The organism is Sphingomonas sp. GC_Shp_5, from assembly GCF_026540855.1.
Lineage (GTDB): Bacteria > Pseudomonadota > Alphaproteobacteria > Sphingomonadales > Sphingomonadaceae > Sphingomonas.
The window spans coordinates 207,269-225,983 of the sequence record NZ_JALNUP010000001.1; the positions used below are offsets into that span (position 1 = coordinate 207,269).

Here is an 18,715-nt window from a genome sequence, read left to right on the forward strand (position 1 = left end):
CTACAACCACTTGCTAATAGATAGATAGCTAACTATCTAGCGGGCGTGACCCACCCTGCCACTCTGCAACGCGACTTCGGCTCACGGCTGGTGCCGCTTGCGCGCCTTTATCGCCGCTACCTCGATCGCGGCCTGGCCGATCTGTCGCTGTCGCATTCCACCGCGCTGGCGGTGATGGTGCTGGGCCGGATGGGCGATGGCGTGCGCCAGGGTGCGCTTGCCGACGAACTCGGCGTCGAAGGTCCGACCGTAGTGCCGCTGCTCGATCTTATGGAGCGGACCGGCCTGGTCGAGCGCCGCGTCGATGCCAGCGACAAGCGGGCACGGTCGCTGCATCTTACCGATGCCGGTCGCGCGCTTGCCCGGCAGGCGGAGGAGCGTTCGGTCACGATCCGTCGCGCCGTGTTCGACGCTGTGCCCGATGCCGATCTGGCGACCGCGTTGCGCGTGCTTGATCAAGTTCGCACCGCGCTGTCCACCACCGGCGGCGAGGATGTGGCATGATGGCCGGCTCCGGTTTTCGTGAATGGGTCTTCTCGTGGAATTGCTTCATCGCCGCGATGCTGGCGTTGTTCATCTCCTTCTCGATCGGCCTCGAACGGCCGTTCTGGGCGATGACCACCGTCTACATCACCAGCCAGCCGCTGAGCGGCGCAGTGCGCTCGAAGGCGGTGTTCCGGCTGATCGGCACGATCGTCGGCGGCGCGGCGACGGTGGCCATCGTGCCGGTGCTCTCCAACGCGCCCGTGCTGTTGTCGCTCGCGCTCGCCTTATGGGTGGCCGGCTGCCAGTTCATCTCGCTGCTCGATCGTACGCCGCGTTCCTACCTGTTCATGCTCGCCGGCTATACGGCGGCCCTGATCGGCTTTCCCTCGGTCGCCCACCCCGAGCTGATCTTCGACACGGCCGTGCTGCGGGTGCAGGAGATTGGCCTCGGCGTGATCTGCGCCGCGCTGGTCCACTCGCTGATCTTCCCGCGTAGCGTCAGCGCGGCGATCGGGCTGCGCGTCGCCACGCTGATGCGTGAGGCCGACGCCTGGATCGCCGACGTGCTCGGTGCCGAGGCACAAGGCCGCACCGACGGCGAGCGCCGCCGTCTGGCCGCCGACGTGACCGAACTCCACGCCCTGTCCATCCACTTGCCGTTCGATACCGCGCGGATCCGCCCGACCCGCGCCGTGCTGGCGACGCTGCAGGACCGGCTGGTGCTGCTGCTGCCGCTGGTGTCGGCGGTGGAAGACCGGCTGCGGACGCTGGACACGGTGCGCAGCGACGTTGCTGCATTGGTCGCGGAGATCCGCGCCTGGGTGATCGATCGTGATGACCCGGCTGATCCCGAGCGGGCAGCGGCGCTGGCTGCACGTTGCCGGCAGGCCGCCGCGGCCACGCCCGAGCACGACTGGGACGGGTTGCTGACGCTCAATCTGTGCGCGCGGCTCGGCGAATTGGTCGACGCGCTGGCGATGACGCATGATCTTGCGGCACGGGTGATCGATCCGGAGCACGTCCGCCGCGATGTGGCGCCGTTCATTCCGTCACGGGTGCGGCGTCTGCATCGCGACTATGCGGTGGCGGCCTTGTCGGCGACGGCCACGATGGTCGCGCTGCTCGGCTGCTGCACCTTCTGGATCGCCACCGGCTGGCCCGAGGGCGCGACCGCAACGATGATCTCGGCGGTGATCTGCTGTTTCTTCGCGACGATGGACGATCCGGTGCCGGCGCAGCGCAGCTTCCTGGTGTGGACCGCGATCGCGGTGCCGATCACCGCCGTCTATCTGTTCGCCATCCTGCCGATGGTGCACAATTTCGAGACGCTGACGCTGGTGCTGGCCCCGGCGCTGCTGGTGCTGGGTTTGCTGATGGCGCTGCCGCACTGGTATGGAAAGATGATGCCGCTAATGATCGGCTTCGGGGGCGGGCTGGCGCTGACCAACAGCTTCTCCGCCGAGGCGGCGGGCTTCATCAACAGCAACGTCGCGCTGCTGATCGGCACCGCGGCGGCGATCTTCGCGACCCGGCTGATGCGGGTGATCGGCGCCGGCACCGCGATCCGCCGGCTCCGTCGCGCCGGCTGGCGTGATCTCGGCACGCTCGCCGGCCATGCCGCGCCGGCGCTGCGCATGGCGTGGAACAGCCGGATGCTCGACCGGGTCGGGCTGCTCGCCGCACGCATTGGCGATGAGGAGCAGCAGGCCGGCGACGGCGGGGACGGCGACGCCGCCACGGCGGCGCTGCGCGAGCTGCGGATCGGCGCCGGGCTGATCCAGCTCGACGAGGTCGGCACCGCCGCCGAGGTGCGCAGCGCAGTCGGCGCGCACTATCGCGCCCGGGTGAAAGGGCGCGAGGAGCAACCCGCCCCTGCCCTGCTCGCGCAGATCGACGATGCGATCACCGACGGCTTTGCGGTCGCCGATGCCGACGATCGCCAGCGAACCTTGTCGGCGCTCACCGCCCTGCGGCGCAACTTCTTCCCGGCGGCGCCGGCCTGGGTGCCGGACAGGATCGCCGCATGACTGGCGAGATCAATCTCGGTGGCGTCTATGTCCACCCGCTGCTGATCGCGGCGATGCTCGCGTTCATCGTCGCCGAGCTGATCGGCTGGGGATTGTCGCGGACCGGCTTCTACCGGCTGGTGTGGCATCGCGGGCTGTTCGATGTCGCGATGACCGTCATCCTCTGGGCCGCACTGGCGGCCTTCCTTACCGGCGGCAGCCTTTCTGCCGCCCTGATCGGCTGAAGGCACATGAAGAAGATACTGATCCTGCGCGTCGCGGTGACGCTGGCGGTGGTCGCCGTCGCCCTTCTGGCGGCGCAGCGGCTGTGGCAGCATTACGAGGTGGAGCCGTGGACCCGTGACGGGCGGGTACGCGCCGATATCGTCCAGGTCGCGCCCGACGTGTCGGGGCTGGTGACCCAGGTGCTGGTTCGCGACAACCAGCCGGTGTCGGTGGGCACGCCCTTGTTCATCGTCGACCGGCCACGTTATCAACTTGCGGTGTCGCAGGCGACGGCGGCGGTTGCTTCGGCGCGGGTGCAATTGCTTCAGGCGCGGCGCGAGTCCGGGCGCAACCGCCAGCTCGGCGATCTCGTCGCCGGCGAGGTGCGCGAACAGGGCGATGCCCGGGTCGCCCAGCTCGGTGCGGCGCTCGACCAGGCCGAGGTGACGCTCGCCACCGCGCGGCTCAACCTCGCCCGCACCGCGGTCAAGGCGAGCGTCGCCGGCACCGTCTCCAACCTCGACCTGCGCCCCGGCGATTACGCGACCGCCGGCCATCCCGAGTTCGCTATCATCGACTCGGGTTCGATCCACATCATCGGCTATTTCGAGGAGACCAAGCTGCCCCGCGTTCATGTCGGCGACCCGGTCGCCGTGCGGCTGATGGGTGACGATCGGGTGATCACCGGCCACGTCCAGAGCATCGCCGGCGGCATCGAGGATCGTGATCGCAGCGCCGGCGCCAATCTGCTCGCCAACGTCAACCCGACCTTCAGCTGGGTGCGGCTGGCACAGCGAATCCCGGTGCGGATCGCCATCGATCGCTTGCCCGCCCACCTCGATCTGGTGGTCGGCCGCACCGCGACGGTCGAGGTCCAGCCGCGCGTAGCACCCGTTGCCCGCACGACCCCCGCCCCGCGGGTCGCCAATGCACAAGCGCAGGAGCCTTACGCATGACCCGCTCGTTTACGCGCTTCGTTACGCTGCTGGGCTGCGCCACCGCCATCGCGGGCTGCACCACGGTAGGTCCTAATTATCATCGCCCGGGCGACGCCGTGATCGAGAAGCCGACGGCGCAGGGCGCCTTCGTCGGCGGCAGCGAGCGCGCCTATGCGCTGGCCCCGGTGCCCAATCACTGGTGGCACCTGTACAACGACCCGCAGCTCGACCGGTTGGTCGACGAGGCGCTGACCGCCAATACCGATCTGCGCATCGCCACCGCCAATATCGCACGTGCACAGGCATCGCTCGATCTTGCCGAGGACAATCGCCGCCCGCAGTTCGGGATTACCGCCGCGCCGGGTTATGCGCAGCGGTCGGCCGAAGAGGAGCTCCTTCCAGGTGCGGCGCTGCCGAGTTCGTTCGTCTATGCGGCCAGCGGCTCGGTTTCCTATCAGCTCGATCTGGTCGGCCAGGTGCGGCGCGCGATCGAAGCGGCGGATGCCGATGTCGCCGCTACGCAGGCGGCGCGTGACAGCGTCCGCATCACCGTCGCCGCCGATACCACGCGTGCCTATCTCGATGCCTGTTCGGCAGGTCGCGAAATCGGGGTCGCCCAGCGTGCGCTCGATCTGCAGAGCCGCACCACCGCGCTCACCCAGCGGCTGGTGCGCGGCGGTCGCGGTATCTCGCTCGATGCGACGCGGTCGCAGGCGCAGGAGTCGCAAGTCCGCGCGACCATGCCGGCGTTGCGCGCGGCCAAGCAGCTCGCGTTATACCGACTGGCCACGCTCACCGGCCGGCCGCCGGCCGAGTTCGACCGCTCGGTAGCGGCGTGCACCGCCGAGCCGCATCTGGCGCAGGCGATCCCGATCGGTGACGGCGCCGCGCTGCTCAAGCGCCGACCCGATGTGCGCCGCGCCGAGCTCGAGCTGCATGCCGCGACCGCGCGGATCGGCGTCGCCACCGCCGAGCTCTACCCGCAGGTGTCGCTCGGCGCCTCGGTCGGTTCGGTCGGGCTGGCCGATCGGGTGCTCGGTAGCGACACCTTCAAATTCTCGCTCGGCCCGCTGATCCATTGGGATTTCCCCAACCGCGGCAGGGTACGGGCGCGGATCGCGGCCAGCCAGGCCGAGGCAGACGCCGATTATGCGCGGTTCGATGGCGTGGTGCTCGGCGCACTGCGCGAGACCGAAAGTGCGCTCACCGTCTATGCACGCGATCTCGACCGGACGGCAGACCTGCGCGCTGCGCGCGGCCAGGCGGCCAAGGCGGCGGCCGATGCCGAGACGCTGTTCCGCGCCGGCCGCACCAGCTTCCTACCGGTGCTCGATGCGCAGCGGACGCTGATCGGGGCGGATCAGATGCTGGCGGCGCAGCAGACCCGGCTCGCCACCGACCAGGTGCAGTTATTCCTGGCGCTCGGTGGCGGCTGGCAGGCTTGACGCCTCATCCGACCGGTCGTCGCGCGCGCAGCGCCTGGGCGAGCGTGCCTTCGTCGAGATAATCCAGCTCGCCGCCGACCGGCAGGCCGTGGGCGAGCTGGGTGACGCGGACGGGAAAGCGCTCGATCCGCTCGGCGACGTAATGCGCGGTGGTCTGGCCTTCGAGCGTCGCGTTCATCGCCAGCACCACCTCGTCGATCCCGCCGACCTCGATGCGGCGGACCAGCGTGTCGATCGACAGGTCCTCGGGCCGCACGCCCTCCAGCGCCGACAGGCGGCCGCCAAGCACGTGGAAGCGGCCGGGGAACAGCCGCGAGCGCTCCAGCGCCCACAGATCGGCCACCTCCTCGACCACGCACAGCGCACGCGCGTCTCGGCGCGGATCGGCGCAGATCGCGCAAGGGTTGGCGGTGTCGACATTGCCACACACGCTGCAGGTCTCGAGCCGTTCGTCGACCGCCTCGAGCGCCGCACGCAGCGGCCCGAGCGCTGCTTCGCGCTTCTTGAGCAGGTGGAGCACGGCGCGCCGCGCCGAGCGGGGCCCGAGGCCCGGCAGTCGCGCCAGCGCCTGGGTGAGGGTTTCGATTTCGGGAGACGCCATCGCGGGAACAGATAGGGGGTTGCGCCGCTCGCCGCCAGCGCGTTGAAGCACGGGCCATGCGGATCATCTTCATGGGCACCCCCGCGTTCGCGGTCCCAACGCTCGACGCGCTCGTCACGGCCGGCCACCAATTGGTCGCCGCCTACAGCCAGCCGCCCCGCCCGGGCGGGCGCCGCGGGCGCGAGCTGGTCGCCTCCCCCGTCCAGCAGCGTGCCGAGCAGCTCGGTGTGCCGGTACGCACCCCAGTGAGCCTGCGCGATGCGGACGAGCAGGCCGCGCTGGCGGCACTGGACGCCGATGTCGCGGTGGTTGCGGCTTATGGCCTGATCCTCCCCCGGCCGGTGCTCGCGGCGCCGACGCATGGCTGCCTCAACGTCCATGGCTCGCTGCTGCCGCGGTGGCGCGGCGCGGCGCCGGTACAGCGCGCGATCCTGGCCGGCGACGCCGAGACCGGCGTCGGCATCATGCAGATGGAGGCGGGGCTGGATACCGGGCCGGTACGCCGCGAAGGCCGCACCCCGATCGACGGCAAGACCGCCGGTGAGCTCACCGACGAGCTGGCGGCGCTCGGTGCACGGCTGATGGTCGAGGTGCTGGCCGATCTCGCGGGCAACCCGCCGATCGCGCAACCCGAGGAGGGCGTGACCTACGCCAGCAAGATCGACAAGGCCGAGGCGCGGCTGGATTTCACCGGCTCAGCGGTCGCGGCCGAGCGTCAGGTGCGCGCGTTCAACCCGGCGCCCGGCGCGTTCTTCGAGATCGGCGCAGAGCGGGTCAAGGTTCTGGCGGCGCAGGTGCTGCCCTTCACCTTCTTCGGCGCAGGCGAGACGGTCGACGACCAATTGACCATCGCCTGCGGCGACGGCGCGATCCGGCCGACGATCGTCCAGCGCGCCGGTCGCGGGGTGAGCACCACGGCCGAGCTGCTGCGCGGCTTCCCGATCCCCACGGGCACCCAGCTTTGACACGGTTCGCGCTGACGGTGGAGTTCGATGGCCGGCCGTTCATGGGCTGGCAGCGCCAGAAGCACGGGCCGAGCGTCCAGGGCGCGATCGAGGCCGCGGCGCAGGCGATCACCGGCGAGGAGGTCGCGGTGCATGCCGCCGGACGGACCGACGCCGGGGTGCACGGGCTGGCGATGCGCGCGCATTGCGACATCGCCAAGCCGATTGCGCCGTTCCGGCTGATGGAGGCGCTCAACGCGCGGCTGCGCCCGTCGCCGGTGGCGATCACCGCCTGCGCGGTCGTCGCCGGCGACTGGCATGCGCGCTTTTCCTGCGTCGGCCGCGCCTACGAATATCGCATCGTCGCCCGCCGGGCGCCGCTGACCTGGGAACGGGGGCTGGCCTGGCAGGTGCCGCAGCCGCTCGATGCGGCGGCGATGCACGAGGCGGCGCAGCAACTGGTCGGCCGCCATGATTTCACCACCTTCCGCTCGGCGCATTGCCAGGCCGACAGCCCGGTGCGAACGCTCGACCGGCTCGACGTCGAGCGATCGGGCGAGCGGATCGCGATCCACGCTGCGGCGCGCTCATTTCTGCACCATCAGGTGCGCTCGATGGTAGGCTGCCTGGCGATGATCGGCCTCGGCCGGTGGTCGCGCGACGATCTGGCAGAAGCGCTGGCGGCGCGGGACCGCGCCCGCCTCGGGCTCAACGCACCGCCCGACGGGCTGTTCTTCGTGCGCGCGGTGTATCCGGACGAGGGCTGACCACGCGATCCCCCTCGTCCGCGCCGGCTCCGGCGCGATGCCGGAGCCTTGGTGCTTAGGCGAGTTCGCCTTCGAGCCAGGCCTTGATCCGGCCCTTTGGCTCGGCGCCGACCTTGGTCGCGGCCGGCGCGCCGCCCTTGAACAGAATCATCGTCGGAATACCGCGCACGCCATAGCGGCCGGGCGCATCGGGATTTTCGTCGATGTTGATTTTGGCGATCGTCACCTGCTCGCCGAGTTCCTCTGAAATCTCCTCAAGGCTCGGCCCGATCATCTTGCACGGGCCGCACCATTCCGCCCAGAAATCGACCAGCACTGGGCCATCGGCCTTGAGCACGTCGGAATCGAAGCTGGCGTCGGTGATCTTCTTGGTGGGCATAATGAACTCCTTGTCTCGGCCTATCTAGGATGCCGGTGCGGCTGGCTCAACGGCCATGGCCCTAGCTTTGCTCCCTCGGCTGCAAGCCGGGCTTGTGGGCGGCGAGCAGCGCGGGCGACAGCTCGAACAAGCGCGGCCCGCTGGTGTAGAGTAACGCCGCCTCGATACGCCGGCCGGGGAAGATCACGCCAAGCGCGAGCGCATAGGCAGCCATCTGGCCCAGGTGATAGGATGGGATCTCGCCCTCGTCGGTCGGCGGGCGCCGCGCCGTCTTGAAGTCGACGACCCTGATCCGGTCGGGCGCGATCAGCAGCCGATCCACCGTGCCCGACACCACCAGACCGCCCTCGATCGCCGCGGTGATCGGCGCTTCCGCCAACGCATGCGGCCCGAACAGCTCGGCCAGCGCCGGATCGTCGAGCACGGCGAGCACATCCGCCACCAGCCGGGCGCGCTGCGCCGCATCGCCGACGCCGCCGGCCCCCGCCAGCCAGCGATCGGCCGCCGCCGCTCGGTCGCTCGCGGGCACCGGCGGCAGCCGCTCGAACAAGGCGTGGAGCAGCCGGCCGCGCTCGGCAGCGGCGCGCATTGCCGGGCTCGGCGGTGGATCGCTGACCTCGTCGTCACCGAGCGACGATGGCGCAAGCGGGCGCGACGGCCGCGCTTCCTTGGGCGCCGGCTCGAGCGCCCAGGCCGGCAACGGCTCCTCGGCAGGCGCCTTGCCCTGCGGCATTGGCTTGGCCTTGACCGGCTCCTGCGGCACGATGCCGACAAACCGGCGCGGGCCGTCTTCCGGCGCGACGCCCAAGGCGGTCAGCGCGCGATCGGCGGCGGCGTACCAGCTCATCGTCGGCGGTACGCCCTTGGCGCGCGGTCCGAGCGCGCCGCCAATCACCAGCCGCTCCTCGGCGCGGGTGGCGGCAACATAGAACAGCCGCCAATGCTCCTCCAACTCGCGATGCTCGATCGCGGTGATCGCCGCATCGAGCGGCCCACCGCGTTCCGCCGAGCGCGGGCGGAACACCGGAATGGCGGCGGCACCGGGCTCGGGCGTCCATTTGACCAGCGCCCGCGGCGCGGCGGTGGGATCGACGGTGGCGTCGGCCAGGATCACCAGCGGTGCCTGCAGCCCCTTGGCGCCATGCGCAGTCATCACCCGCACCGCATCGAGCGGCGCCGAGGGATCGCGGACGATCTCGACATCGCCGCGATCGAACCAATCGAGGAACCGCTGCAGCGACGGTGTGGAGGTGGTCTCGAACGCCAGCGCCGCGTTGAGCAGTTCCTCGATCGGGTCGCGCGCCTCGGCGCCGAGCCGTCGGATCAGCTTGCGGCGGCCATCGAGCGACCCGGAAAGCAGCTCCTCAAGAAATTGATAGGGCGTGGCAAAATCGGCGCGCCCGAGCATCATCCGCAACGGCGCCACCCGCTCCTCGCTGAGCGTGGTGCCGAGGTGCCGCCACAGGCTGCCCGATGGGCGCGGTGCGGCCTGCATCAGTTCGTCCTGCGTCCAGCCGATCAGCGGCGACACCAGCAGCGCGGCGAGCGACAGATCGTCGTCGGGCTGGAGCACGAAGCGGATCGCCGCGAGCAGATCCTGCACGGCGAGCGGTGCGTTGAGCCGCAGCCGGTCGACCCCGGCCACCGGCACGCCCTCGGCATAGAGGCGCGCGACGATCAGCGAGGCAAGATCGCCGCGGCGCTTGACGAGGATCATCACGTCCTCGGGCCGCAGCGGACGCCCCTTGCTCTCGAGCATCAGCCCGTCGGCCAGCCAGTCCCGCACCGCGCGCGCTACCCGCGTTGCCTGTACGCGGACGGTATCGTCGATCCAGCCTTCTTCGTCCTCGTCGTCGCCGCCGGCGACCACGGGCGGCCACAGCTCGACGACGCCGGGCCCCCTGACCTCGCTCGCATGAGTTTCGACCTCGCCGGCGATGCCGAGCCCCGGCTCGCCGATCGCGCCGATCGCGGCATCGACGAATTCGAGCACGGTCCGGGTGGAGCGGAATGAATGGGTCAGCGACAATTGCTCGAACGGCAGGCCGCGCTCATGCTCGGGCCATTGGTCGTCGCCCTCAACCTCGGCGGCGCGGCTACGGAAATGGCCCTCGGCCCAGCGGAAGTTGATCGGATCGGTGCCCTGAAAGCCGAAGATCGCCTGCTTGAAGTCACCGACGGTGAACAGCGTCCGCGTCGACGGTGCATAGATGCCGCAGCCGACGAAAAACTCACCGGCCAGCGCGGTGACGATCTTCCATTGGCTGAGATTGGTATCCTGCGCCTCGTCAATCAGCACATGCTCGGTCGCCTGGTCGAGCTTGTAGCGGACCCACTCGCCGATGCCCGGCTGTTCGAGCAGGGCCACGGTGACCGCGATCAGATCGTCGAAGTCGACCGCACCGGTGCGGCGCTTGGCGGCAGCATAAGCGCGGGCATAATCGCGGCCGACCTCCAGCGCGTCGGCGAGCAGATCGGCATAAGCGGCGCGCTGGGTGAGCGAGAGCAACGCCAGGCACTGGTTGCCGAGCTCGGCGGCGAGGTCCTCATAATCGGGCTCATGGTCGAGCTGTTTCTTGGCGACCTTGCGCGGTTCGCCCTTGCCGGTGAACACAGCGTCACGCAATTCCTTGAGCGTCATCGCCCGCGAATCCGGCGCCGCGGCGAGCCAGGTTTCGAGCTTGGTGGCATGGCCGAGCCCGGTCGCCGTCGCCCAAGCGCGATTGGCGGCGGCAAGGCGGCCGATCACCTCCCCGTCGATCTCATCGCACCCGGCGGCGATCGCCTCGCCGATGTCGCCCTGCGGCAGATCGAGCGTGCGCCGCAGCCAGGGCTGGATGCCCGAGGGTAGCGCGTCCAATGCCGTCAGCGACCGCGCGCAGGCGAGCAGGAAGCTTTCCGCCCCGCCCTCGCCCATCCGCAGGCTGAGCGCGCCGATCGTCTCGATCGGGCGCTCGCGGCCCTGACGCTCGGCATCGGCGAGCATCCCCGCCAGCGTCTCGCGGGCGAGCACCGCTTCCTCGCGTGGTTCGAGTGGACGGAAACCCGGGGTGAGGCCTGCTTCCACCGGGAAGGCTGCGAGCAGGCTCTGGCAGAAGCCGTGGATGGTCTGGATGCGCAGGCCTCCGCCCGGCGCATCGAGCACCCCGGCAAACAGCGTGCGTGCCCGCGCCTGCATCGCCGGCGTGGCGCGTTCGCCGAGCGCCTCGAGGTCGGCAGCAAGCTGCGGCCCCGGCATCCGCACCCAGGCCGCCAGCCGGTTGCTGATCCGCTGCGCCATCTCCGCGGCGCCGGCCTTGGTAAAGGTCAGGCAGAGGATCGCGCCGGGATCGACGCCGCGCAGCAGCAGGCGGAACACGCGAGCGGCGAGCACCTGGGTCTTGCCGGTGCCCGCCGAGGCGGACAGCCAGACATGTGCCTGCGGGTTGCTGGCGGCGGCCTGATTGCCCTTCAGCCGCGGCAGGGTGCCGAGCGCGTCACTCACGGCCATACCATTCGTCGCGGCGCATCAGCTGGTCATACTCGGCATAAGGGGCATATTCGGGGACGAGCTTGGCGGTGAACGGCTCGGTGCCGGTGAGCCATTTGCCGACGGCATCGACGAAATTGGCCATGGCGATGGTGGTGAACTCGGCGGTGACGATCCGGTCGCGCTTGCCGTCGGGATCGACCGGCGTCGCAACATAGCCGAAGGCGTCGCGGTTCTTGCCGAGCGACCAATATTCGAATGCCTGCGCCTTGCCGTGCAGCCCCTCGAACCCGCCGCGTTCGGCAATCGCGCCGAGCAGGCCGAGCTGGAGGCTGTAGCCGGCGCGGACCGCCGCGGTGGAGGGCGGCTTGCCGGTCTTATAGTCGACGATGGCGAGGCTGCCGTCGGCGAGCCGGTCGACCCGGTCGTAGCGCCCGGTCAGGGTGATGCCGGCGACGGTGATGCTGCCCTTGCCCTCGGCACTGGCGACGACGCGGTCCGTCTCGGCTTGCGCGCCGACCTGGCCGGCGATCCAGTCGATCGCCTCCATCAGCCGCGGCCGCCACAAGGCGCGCATCATCGGGTGGGTGCGCTCGTCGTCGAGCATGGCGATGGCGCGGCCGTGGAGCGCATCCACCGCGCAGGCGTCGAGCTTCCACCATTGCTCGAGGATGTCGTGAACCGCGGTGCCGCGCCACGCCGCCGACGGATCGGCGTCGACTGGGTCGAGCGGCATCAGTCCGAGCACGCGGCGGGCGTAGAAGGAATAGGGATCGGCCTTGAGGCGATCGATCTCGGTGACCGAGATCGCCTTGGGCCGCTGTTCGGCGGCGAGCATCGGCGCAGGGCGGGTCGCCGGCGCATAGTCATGCGGCTGGTCGAGCGCGTGCGACCAGCGTTCGAGGGCGCCCGCCCGGACGAAGCGGTCGCCCGCCATCGCCTGCAGCCGCAGCCACAGACGCGAGGCCAGCGCCGGCGACGCGGCGTCCCGGCGCGCGCGCGTGACCAGCACCTGGGGCGCGCCGAGCGCCTGGCCGAAGTCGTGAGCGGCGACGCCGACGCCGCGCTCCAGTCCCGGCAAGCCCAGTGTCGCGCGAATCTTGGGCGCGAGCCACGGATCGGGCGCGGGCTTGCCCGGCCAGACGCCTTCGTTGAGGCCACCGAGCACCATCAGGTCGGCGGTCTGCAACCGCGCCTCGATCGCGCCGTAGATCGCAAGCCGCGGATGCGAGCCGGGCGGCGGCCGCACCGCGACCTCGTCGAGCAGCCCGCGCAGCAGCGGCGCGAGCCCGTCGGGATCGATGAGCGGCGGTCCGTTGCCGGCTTCGGCTTCGAGGTCGGCGAGGAATTCGGCCGCAGCGCGCCCGGCCGGCCCGGCCCATAGTTCGTCGCCGCACAGGGCCTGCGCGGTGGTGCGCAGCACCTCGACCAGCGCCGCCGTCGGCTGGCGACCCATGTCGACCGCAAGCTCGATCGGGCGCAGCAGACCGGCGACGTCCAGCCACCAGTCGCCGGGCGTGCCGCGCTTCTCGGATAGATGCGCGGTGATCCCGTCGAGCCCGGCGGCAGGACGGGGCCCGCGCAGCCGGCGATCGAGGGAGCGCGCGCCGTCGAGCCACGACAGGCGCTCGTCGCCGCTGCGCACCAGCGGGTGCTTGACGAGCGCGAGCAGCGCCATCGGCGCGAACCGCTGCGCCGCCGCCTCGGCAAGCGCGAGCAGCAGCGTACCCGGCGGCAGGATCGACAGCGGCCGCCCCGCGGTATCGTCGATCTGGATGTTCCAGCGCTTGAGATGCGTCGCGACGCGCCTCGCGAGCGCCCGATCGGGCGTCACCAGCGCCGCAGTCCGCCCCGCCTCCTCCAGCGCCCCCCGCAACGCCAGCGCGATCGTCTGGGCTTCTTCGGCGGGGGTTGCGAGTTCGGCGGCGCTGACCCCGACCAGGCGGCGGTCCTCGGCAGCGAGATCCGTCCATTTGCCGGTAAAGGCGGCAGGAGCGAGCGCGTTGGCGATCGCACGCCCGCGCGCGGCGCCGCCATCGGGACCGCCGCCGTCGCGCCAGCGTGCCACCTCGCCGCGGCCGACGCCCATCCGGTCGAGCAGCAGCTTGAGGTGGAATTGCGGATGGGTTTCGATCGATCGGCGGACGACCCCGGTAACGGGATCCGGCCGGTGCGGCCCGAGCGCCTCCCATTCCTCGTCGGGCAGCGCGAGGTCGAGCCCGGCGAACACGGCCATGCCACCCGGCGCCTCGGCGACGCAGCGCATCAGCCGGGTCACCGCAGGCGCCGGATCGGTGATGCCGGCTGCGCAGAGGAAGCCGGTTGGCGGCGTCTCGCGCCAGCGCGCGACCAGCCGATCGAGCAGGATGCGACGGCGGCTCGCCGCATCGATCAGGCCCAGCCGTGCGAGTTCGGTCGGCCAGCTCTCGATGACGATGCCGAAGGTGGCGAGCGCGCGTTGCCAATGCTCGGTCAGCTCGGGCGCGAGATCGATGTCGCGGAGTCGCTCGGGCGCGATCTCCTCGACCAGCAACTGATCGAGCGTGCCGCACAATTCGCCGGCGAGCCGCACCGCCTCGGCCGTGTCGATCGGGCTGCCGCTGCGCTGGCGTTCCTCGAACACCAGTCGCGCGAGGATCATCCGCCGCTGCATCGGCGCGACCGCGGCCGGTGGCGGATCGTCGTCGGCGGGATCGAGCGCCACGCCGACCGCCTCGCCGAGGTCCGGGCTGCCGAGCGCGACCAGCCGCGGCAGCAGCAGGCCACCACCGCTCGCCCGCACGAACGCATCGGTGATCGCGCGCACGGCGCGGTTGTTGGGGAGCAGCACCATGCCCCGGGCGAGCGCCAGCGGGTCAGACCCTGCGCGACGCATCAGCCCGGCGACGAGCGCGTCGGCAAAGGCGCGGTGCGAGGGAATGGTGAACAGCTGAGGCTTGGCGGCCTCAGCCATAAGCGATCATCGCCTCGGTCTTGGGAATGGCGGCAGGCGTGCCGACATCGAACCACAGGCCCTGGTGGACCTGCGCATAGGCGCGGCCCGCGGCGATCGCGCGATCCCAGAACAGGTTGGTCGAGAACGGCCCCTCGGGCCAGGCCGCGATGATCCGCGGGTGGATGATCTGGATCCCGGTGTAGACGAACGGCGCGGTGCGGCCGGGCTTGCGACGGCTGGTAATCCGCCCGTCGGCGGCGACGTTGAAGTCGCCCTGCCCCTTATGGTTGTTGGCGCGGGCATAAGGCACCACCAGTAGCAGCGCGTCCATCGCCGCATCGTCCCAGCGCGAGGCGAGCAGCTTGATCGCATCGACCGGGCCATCCAGCCAGAGATTGTCGCTGTTGACCACCAGCACCGGCTCGTCCCCGAGCAGGCCGCGGGCCTGGACCAGCCCGCCGCCGGTTTCCATCAGCTGCGGGCGCTCGTCGGAGATCACCACCTCGATGCCATCGTCGCGATTGCTGACATGCGCGGCCAGCGTGTCGGCGAGGTAATGGACGTTGACCACCGCGCGCTTGATGCCCGCCGCTGCCAGGCGATCAAACACATGGTCGATCAGCGGCTTGCCAGCGACCTCGACCAGCGGCTTGGGGCGGCTCGCGGTCAGAGGCCGCATCCGCTTGCCGAGACCGGCCGCCATCACCATCGCGGTGGTCGGCACCAACCCACCCGGATCCGGGCGGAGGCTACGCTGCCGGCTCATCGCGCCAGCACCAGCGGGTCGCCGCGCCGTTCGGCAGGGATGTTGGCGGCAAACCAGGCGGCGACCGGCGCCAGCACCGGCTCGGCGAGGTCGCGCTCGAGATAGGCCCAGACCCGCGGGCACAGGGCCGCGTAACGCGCCTTGCCGTCGCGTCGCCACAACCGGGTAAAGATGCCGATGACCTTGGCGTTCCGCTGTGCGCCGAGCACATGATAGGCCTGCATGAACGCCTCGTTCGCGCCGGTCGCGGCACGATAGCGGGCGAGCATCTTCTCCTCCACCGCCGGCGCGACGTCACGGCGCGCATCCTGGAGCAGCGAGACGAGATCATAGGCTGGGTGGCCGGCGAGCGCGTCCTGGAAGTCGAGCAGCCCCAGCCGCCGGTCGGGGCCAACCAGCATCAAGTTTTCGGCATGGTAATCGCGCAGCACGGTAACGGGCTCGGCGGTGAGCGCGTGGTCGAACACGGCGTCCCAGGCCTCGCGATAGCCTTCGAGATCGGGCACGATGCCCACCGCATCACAATACCAGTCGACGAACAGCGTCACTTCTCGGTGCAGCACGGCGCGATCGTAGGGCTGCAGTGCGCCCGCGGGCTGCTTGGCCAAGGCCACGAGCAGGTCGATCGCAGGTGCGTAAAGCGCGAGTTCGGACAACGGCTCCGCATCGGCCGCCTCCCGCAGGCGATCGTCGCCAAAATCCTCGATCAGCACGAGGCCCTGCTCGAGATCGGCGGCATAGATGGTCGGCGCGGCGAAGCCATGGTCGCTTAGCCACTCGGCGATGGCAATAAACGGTCGCGGATCCTCATGCGGCGGCGGAGCGTCCATCAGGATAGCGCTGCGATCCCCCGCGTGGACGCGAAAATACCGGCGAAACGAGGCATCGCCGGCGAGTGGCCGGATCTCCCCGCCCCAGCCGTGCGCATCGAGAAAGGCGGCAGCGCCGGCGGGCGGGATCATATCGGCCATCGCGGCTTCCATGACGCGGGTACCTGCGCTGTCAAGATTCGTGCGCCGTCCGGAGCTGTCTCCAGGTGTAGCGCCAGCGCATCCGACCACCATCCGGGCGCCCGCTCGGGCCATTCCACAAGGATCAGCGAATCGGACCGGGCATCGTCGAGCCCGAGCTCGTCGATCTCGCCAGCGTCTTCAATCCGATACAGATCGACATGCAGCACCGGCAGCCGGGTCTCGGGCGGGGCATAGGATTGGACGATCGCGAAACTCGGGCTTGGCGCCTCGCCGATCAGCCCGAGGCTGGCGAGCAGCCCGCGCGCGATCGTGGTCTTGCCCGCGCCAAGGTCACCATTGAGGGTGATGACATCACCCGGGCGGACCAGCGCCGCCAGCCCCGCCCCGAACGCCTCGGTTGCTTGGCTATCGGCCAAGCGAGTCATCGACGCGGCAGCTCAATGGTGACCAAGGTGCCCTCCCCTGGTTCGGAGACGAGATCAATGCTGCCACCATGCGCCTCGACGAACTGCTTGGCGAGCGGCAGGCCAAGCCCGAGCGCCCGTTCGCCGGTCGGCTGCATGCCTGGCGCTGCGAACCGGTCGAACGCGCTGGCGACAGTGGCCGTGTCCATCCCAAAGCCATCATCCGACACCACGATTCGCGCTGCGGTGGCGCTGCCGTCGGCGTGGAGGAGCACCCGGCCGCCCTCGGGCGTGCCGGCGACGGCGTGGCGGAGCAGATGCTCCATCACCTCACGCAATCGCCGCGGATCGCCGGTGACCCGACCCACCGAGCGGGAAATCTCGAGCGCTAGATCGAGCTTCCGCCGCCGGATTGCCGGCATCAGCGTGTCCGCCGCCGCCCGCGCGACCGCGGCGAGATCGACGTCCTCGCGCTCGATATCCGCGCTGCCGCCGCCACGGGTGAGATCGAGGACATCGTCGACGAGCAGCCCCAGCCGCTCCACCGAGTCGAGGATCGCCTCCACATAACCTTCGGCCGCGGTGGAGAGCTTGCCGGCGTAGCCGCCATGCAGCATCTCGGCGAAGCCGCTGATCGAGGTCAGCGGCGTGCGCAGCTCGTAGCTCATGTTGGCGACGAACTGCGTCTTGACCTTGTCCGCCGCTTCCAGCGCGTCGGCGCGGTCGCGCAGCGCCTGTTCGGCGCGGCGGCTGTCGGTGATGTCGAGCATGGTCAGGAGCGCGTTGCCGTCCGGCAGCGGCACCGCGGCGAACTCGAAGTGACGACCATCGGCGAAGGCAACCCGGCCGGTGCGCTGCTGGCGCTCGGCAGTGGCGGATTTGACGAGCTCGGGGATCAGCACCGCGCGATTGGGGGTGGCAAGCTTCGCGGCCGCCGCTTCGGCGAAGGCGTCGACGCGCGGATGAGCCGCTAGGAACTCCTCCTCGAAGCCCCACAGCGCGCGCATCCGGTTGTTCCACAATTGCAGCTTGCCGTCGGTGGCGAACACCGCAAGCGCCTCGAACAGATTGTCGAACGTCGCAGTGCGGACGCGCAGCAGCGTGTCGCGTGCGCTGGCGAGCTGGACCTGCTCGGTGCGGTCCTCGAAGATCAGTAGTAGCCCGCCGTCGGGCAGCGGCTGAGCGACCACGCGCAGGTGGGTGCCGCCGGTGAGGTGCCAATTCTCCTCGGTTGCCCCCTCGCCCGGCACGAACCATTCGCGGCGCTCGGCTTTCCAGCCGGGGAAGTCGCGCACCTCGGGCAGCCGATTGGCTTCGCGCATGCGCTCGAGCACGCGATCGAATTCGGGGCGATCCGCCAGCCATTCGGCGCGCATCGCGAACATGCGGCGGAACGGCTGGTTGCAGAACACCAGCGACCGGTCCGCGCCGAACTGCGCGACCCCGGCGGAGAGGCGATCAAGCATCGCGCGCTGCGCCTCGGCGAAGCGCTTGGCGCCGGCACGCGATTGTTCGAGATCCTCGATGTCCACGGCAAAGCCAGCGACGCCGCCATTGGGCAGCGGCACGTCATGCACCTGGAGCGAGCGCCGCTCGCCGCTGATGGTGGCAGGAACGATGTCCTGATGCGGGCGGCCGGTGGCGCGGGCCTCGGCGGCGCCGGTCTGTGGTCCGCCGCGTGCGGAGCCCTCGACCAGTTCCACCCCGCGGGCGATCACCTCGGCAGCGCTGCCGCCTTCCACCGCCGTCACATAGGCCGAATTGACCATCGACAGCTTCAGGTCGGCGCCGCGGTACCACATCGGCAACGGCGCCGCCTCGATCAGCCCGGTTAGCGCGTCGAACGCTGCGGCAAGGCGCGAGGCTTCGCCGCCCAGCCGCGCGATCTCCGCCTCGGTATCGGTGGCGTCGAAAGCCCACAGGATCACCGCGCCGGTGGCGCCCAACTCGCCCGGCGCGCGGCTGCCGCGCACGGTGATCGCACGACCCGAGCCTTGCGGATGGAGCGCGCGGGTGAAGCTGCGCCCGGCACGCTGGGCGGCGAGCACGTCCGCACCGAGCGCCGCGGCCTCGTCGCTGCTGAGGCCGACGTCGTCACCGACCAGATCGACCATGAAGCGCGGCGCCACCGCGAGGCCGAGCCAGTCGACCATTCGCGCCGGCAGCTCGACGCGGCCGTCGGCACGGACCAGCATCGCAAGCGCCGGCGCGGCGCTGCGCAGCGCTTCGGCTTCGCGGCTCCCGGCGGTGAGCGCGAGCGCCTGGCCGCGCTGCCGCCAGCCGGTGAACAGCGCCACGCCGGCGCCAGCGATCAACAGCGCCATCACCGCGCCGCATCCAACCGCTGCCATCACCGAAAGCTGGATCAACGATTAC

15 protein-coding genes are annotated in these 18,715 nt (G+C 70.5%); 7 read left to right on the forward strand and 8 right to left on the reverse strand.

Features of this window, described 5'->3' with window-relative positions; translation table 11 throughout:
- The first annotated feature begins 45 nt into the window (after positions 1–45).
- Genes OXR60_RS00980 through OXR60_RS01000 form a run of 5 tightly spaced genes read left to right on the forward strand, consistent with a single transcriptional unit; the run spans position 46 to position 5,100 of the window.
- Positions 46–504 (forward strand): MarR family transcriptional regulator, encoded by a 459-nt coding sequence (locus OXR60_RS00980; RefSeq protein WP_267393164.1) that lies wholly within the window; start codon positions 46–48, stop codon positions 502–504.
- Positions 501–2,513: an FUSC family protein gene (locus OXR60_RS00985; protein ID WP_267393166.1), complete on the forward strand. Its 2,013-nt coding sequence runs from the start codon at positions 501–503 to the stop codon at positions 2,511–2,513. Before OXR60_RS00980 ends, OXR60_RS00985 begins: the two co-directional genes overlap by 4 nt.
- Positions 2,510–2,737, forward strand: coding sequence for a DUF1656 domain-containing protein (locus OXR60_RS00990; RefSeq protein ID WP_267393167.1), 228 nt, complete (start codon positions 2,510–2,512; stop codon positions 2,735–2,737). The genes OXR60_RS00985 and OXR60_RS00990 overlap by 4 nt, the downstream gene beginning before the upstream one ends.
- A 6-nt stretch (positions 2,738–2,743) precedes the next feature.
- The gene (locus tag OXR60_RS00995; RefSeq protein WP_267393168.1) at positions 2,744–3,673 is read left to right on the forward strand and encodes an efflux RND transporter periplasmic adaptor subunit; all 930 of its coding nucleotides are present in this window, start codon (positions 2,744–2,746) and stop codon (positions 3,671–3,673) included.
- Positions 3,670–5,100, forward strand: a complete 1,431-nt coding sequence (locus tag OXR60_RS01000) for an efflux transporter outer membrane subunit (protein ID WP_267393169.1) — start codon at positions 3,670–3,672, stop codon at positions 5,098–5,100. The genes OXR60_RS00995 and OXR60_RS01000 overlap by 4 nt, the downstream gene beginning before the upstream one ends.
- 4 nt (positions 5,101–5,104) lie before the next feature.
- On the opposite strand, the gene recR is transcribed toward OXR60_RS01000, so the two are convergent.
- Positions 5,105–5,701 carry a recombination mediator RecR gene (recR, locus tag OXR60_RS01005; protein WP_267393170.1) on the reverse strand — a complete coding sequence of 199 codons (597 nt, stop codon included), beginning with the start codon at positions 5,699–5,701 and terminating at the stop codon, positions 5,105–5,107.
- A 56-nt stretch (positions 5,702–5,757) separates the two neighbouring features.
- Here recR and fmt point away from each other — a divergent pair, with 56 nt between their 5' ends.
- Complete coding sequence (fmt, locus tag OXR60_RS01010) at positions 5,758–6,666, forward strand: methionyl-tRNA formyltransferase (RefSeq protein WP_267393171.1); 909 nt, start codon at positions 5,758–5,760, stop codon at positions 6,664–6,666.
- On the forward strand, positions 6,663–7,412 hold the full coding sequence (truA, locus tag OXR60_RS01015) for a tRNA pseudouridine(38-40) synthase TruA (RefSeq protein WP_267393172.1): 750 nt from the start codon (positions 6,663–6,665) through the stop codon (positions 7,410–7,412). Before fmt ends, truA begins: the two co-directional genes overlap by 4 nt.
- Before the next feature lie 55 nt (positions 7,413–7,467).
- Here the strand turns inward: truA and trxA are convergent, their stop codons facing one another.
- From trxA to OXR60_RS01050, 7 genes are all read right to left on the reverse strand, one after another.
- On the reverse strand, positions 7,468–7,791 hold the full coding sequence (gene trxA, locus OXR60_RS01020; RefSeq protein WP_267393173.1) for a thioredoxin TrxA: 324 nt from the start codon (positions 7,789–7,791) through the stop codon (positions 7,468–7,470).
- Between the two features lie 61 nt (positions 7,792–7,852).
- Positions 7,853–11,281 (reverse strand): double-strand break repair helicase AddA, encoded by a 3,429-nt coding sequence (gene addA, locus OXR60_RS01025; RefSeq protein ID WP_267393174.1) that lies wholly within the window; start codon positions 11,279–11,281, stop codon positions 7,853–7,855.
- A complete protein-coding gene (addB, locus tag OXR60_RS01030; protein ID WP_267393175.1) occupies positions 11,268–14,213 on the reverse strand; it encodes a double-strand break repair protein AddB in 2,946 nt (981 codons plus the stop codon). Before addB ends, addA begins: the two co-directional genes overlap by 14 nt.
- Positions 14,206–14,961, reverse strand: a complete 756-nt coding sequence (locus tag OXR60_RS01035; protein WP_267393176.1) for a nucleotidyltransferase family protein — start codon at positions 14,959–14,961, stop codon at positions 14,206–14,208. The genes addB and OXR60_RS01035 overlap by 8 nt, the downstream gene beginning before the upstream one ends.
- Positions 14,958–15,923 (reverse strand): phosphotransferase, encoded by a 966-nt coding sequence (locus OXR60_RS01040; RefSeq protein WP_267393584.1) that lies wholly within the window; start codon positions 15,921–15,923, stop codon positions 14,958–14,960. Before OXR60_RS01040 ends, OXR60_RS01035 begins: the two co-directional genes overlap by 4 nt.
- Positions 15,920–16,360: a tRNA (adenosine(37)-N6)-threonylcarbamoyltransferase complex ATPase subunit type 1 TsaE gene (gene tsaE, locus OXR60_RS01045; RefSeq protein WP_267393177.1), complete on the reverse strand. Its 441-nt coding sequence runs from the start codon at positions 16,358–16,360 to the stop codon at positions 15,920–15,922. Before tsaE ends, OXR60_RS01040 begins: the two co-directional genes overlap by 4 nt.
- Positions 16,357–18,690 carry a PAS domain-containing sensor histidine kinase gene (locus tag OXR60_RS01050; RefSeq protein ID WP_267393178.1) on the reverse strand — a complete coding sequence of 778 codons (2,334 nt, stop codon included), beginning with the start codon at positions 18,688–18,690 and terminating at the stop codon, positions 16,357–16,359. The genes tsaE and OXR60_RS01050 overlap by 4 nt, the downstream gene beginning before the upstream one ends.
- Positions 18,691–18,715 lie beyond the last annotated feature (25 nt).

Excerpts from the sequence above, each read along its gene's own strand:
- addB (WP_267393175.1), bottom strand. The coding sequence starts at position 14,213 with ATGGCTGAGGCCGCCAAGCCTCAGCTGTTCACCATTCCCTCGCACCGC.
- OXR60_RS01000 (WP_267393169.1), top strand. The coding sequence starts at position 3,670 with ATGACCCGCTCGTTTACGCGCTTCGTTACGCTGCTGGGCTGCGCCACC.
- tsaE (WP_267393177.1), bottom strand. The coding sequence starts at position 16,360 with ATGACTCGCTTGGCCGATAGCCAAGCAACCGAGGCGTTCGGGGCGGGG.
- OXR60_RS00995 (WP_267393168.1), top strand. The coding sequence starts at position 2,744 with ATGAAGAAGATACTGATCCTGCGCGTCGCGGTGACGCTGGCGGTGGTC.
- OXR60_RS01035 (WP_267393176.1), bottom strand. The coding sequence starts at position 14,961 with ATGAGCCGGCAGCGTAGCCTCCGCCCGGATCCGGGTGGGTTGGTGCCG.
- OXR60_RS01050 (WP_267393178.1), bottom strand. The coding sequence starts at position 18,690 with ATGGCAGCGGTTGGATGCGGCGCGGTGATGGCGCTGTTGATCGCTGGC.
- fmt (WP_267393171.1), top strand. The coding sequence starts at position 5,758 with ATGCGGATCATCTTCATGGGCACCCCCGCGTTCGCGGTCCCAACGCTC.
- OXR60_RS00985 (WP_267393166.1), top strand. The coding sequence starts at position 501 with ATGATGGCCGGCTCCGGTTTTCGTGAATGGGTCTTCTCGTGGAATTGC.
- trxA (WP_267393173.1), bottom strand. The coding sequence starts at position 7,791 with ATGCCCACCAAGAAGATCACCGACGCCAGCTTCGATTCCGACGTGCTC.
- OXR60_RS00990 (WP_267393167.1), top strand. The coding sequence starts at position 2,510 with ATGACTGGCGAGATCAATCTCGGTGGCGTCTATGTCCACCCGCTGCTG.
- recR (WP_267393170.1), bottom strand. The coding sequence starts at position 5,701 with ATGGCGTCTCCCGAAATCGAAACCCTCACCCAGGCGCTGGCGCGACTG.
- addA (WP_267393174.1), bottom strand. The coding sequence starts at position 11,281 with ATGGCCGTGAGTGACGCGCTCGGCACCCTGCCGCGGCTGAAGGGCAAT.
- OXR60_RS01040 (WP_267393584.1), bottom strand. The coding sequence starts at position 15,923 with ATGATCCCGCCCGCCGGCGCTGCCGCCTTTCTCGATGCGCACGGCTGG.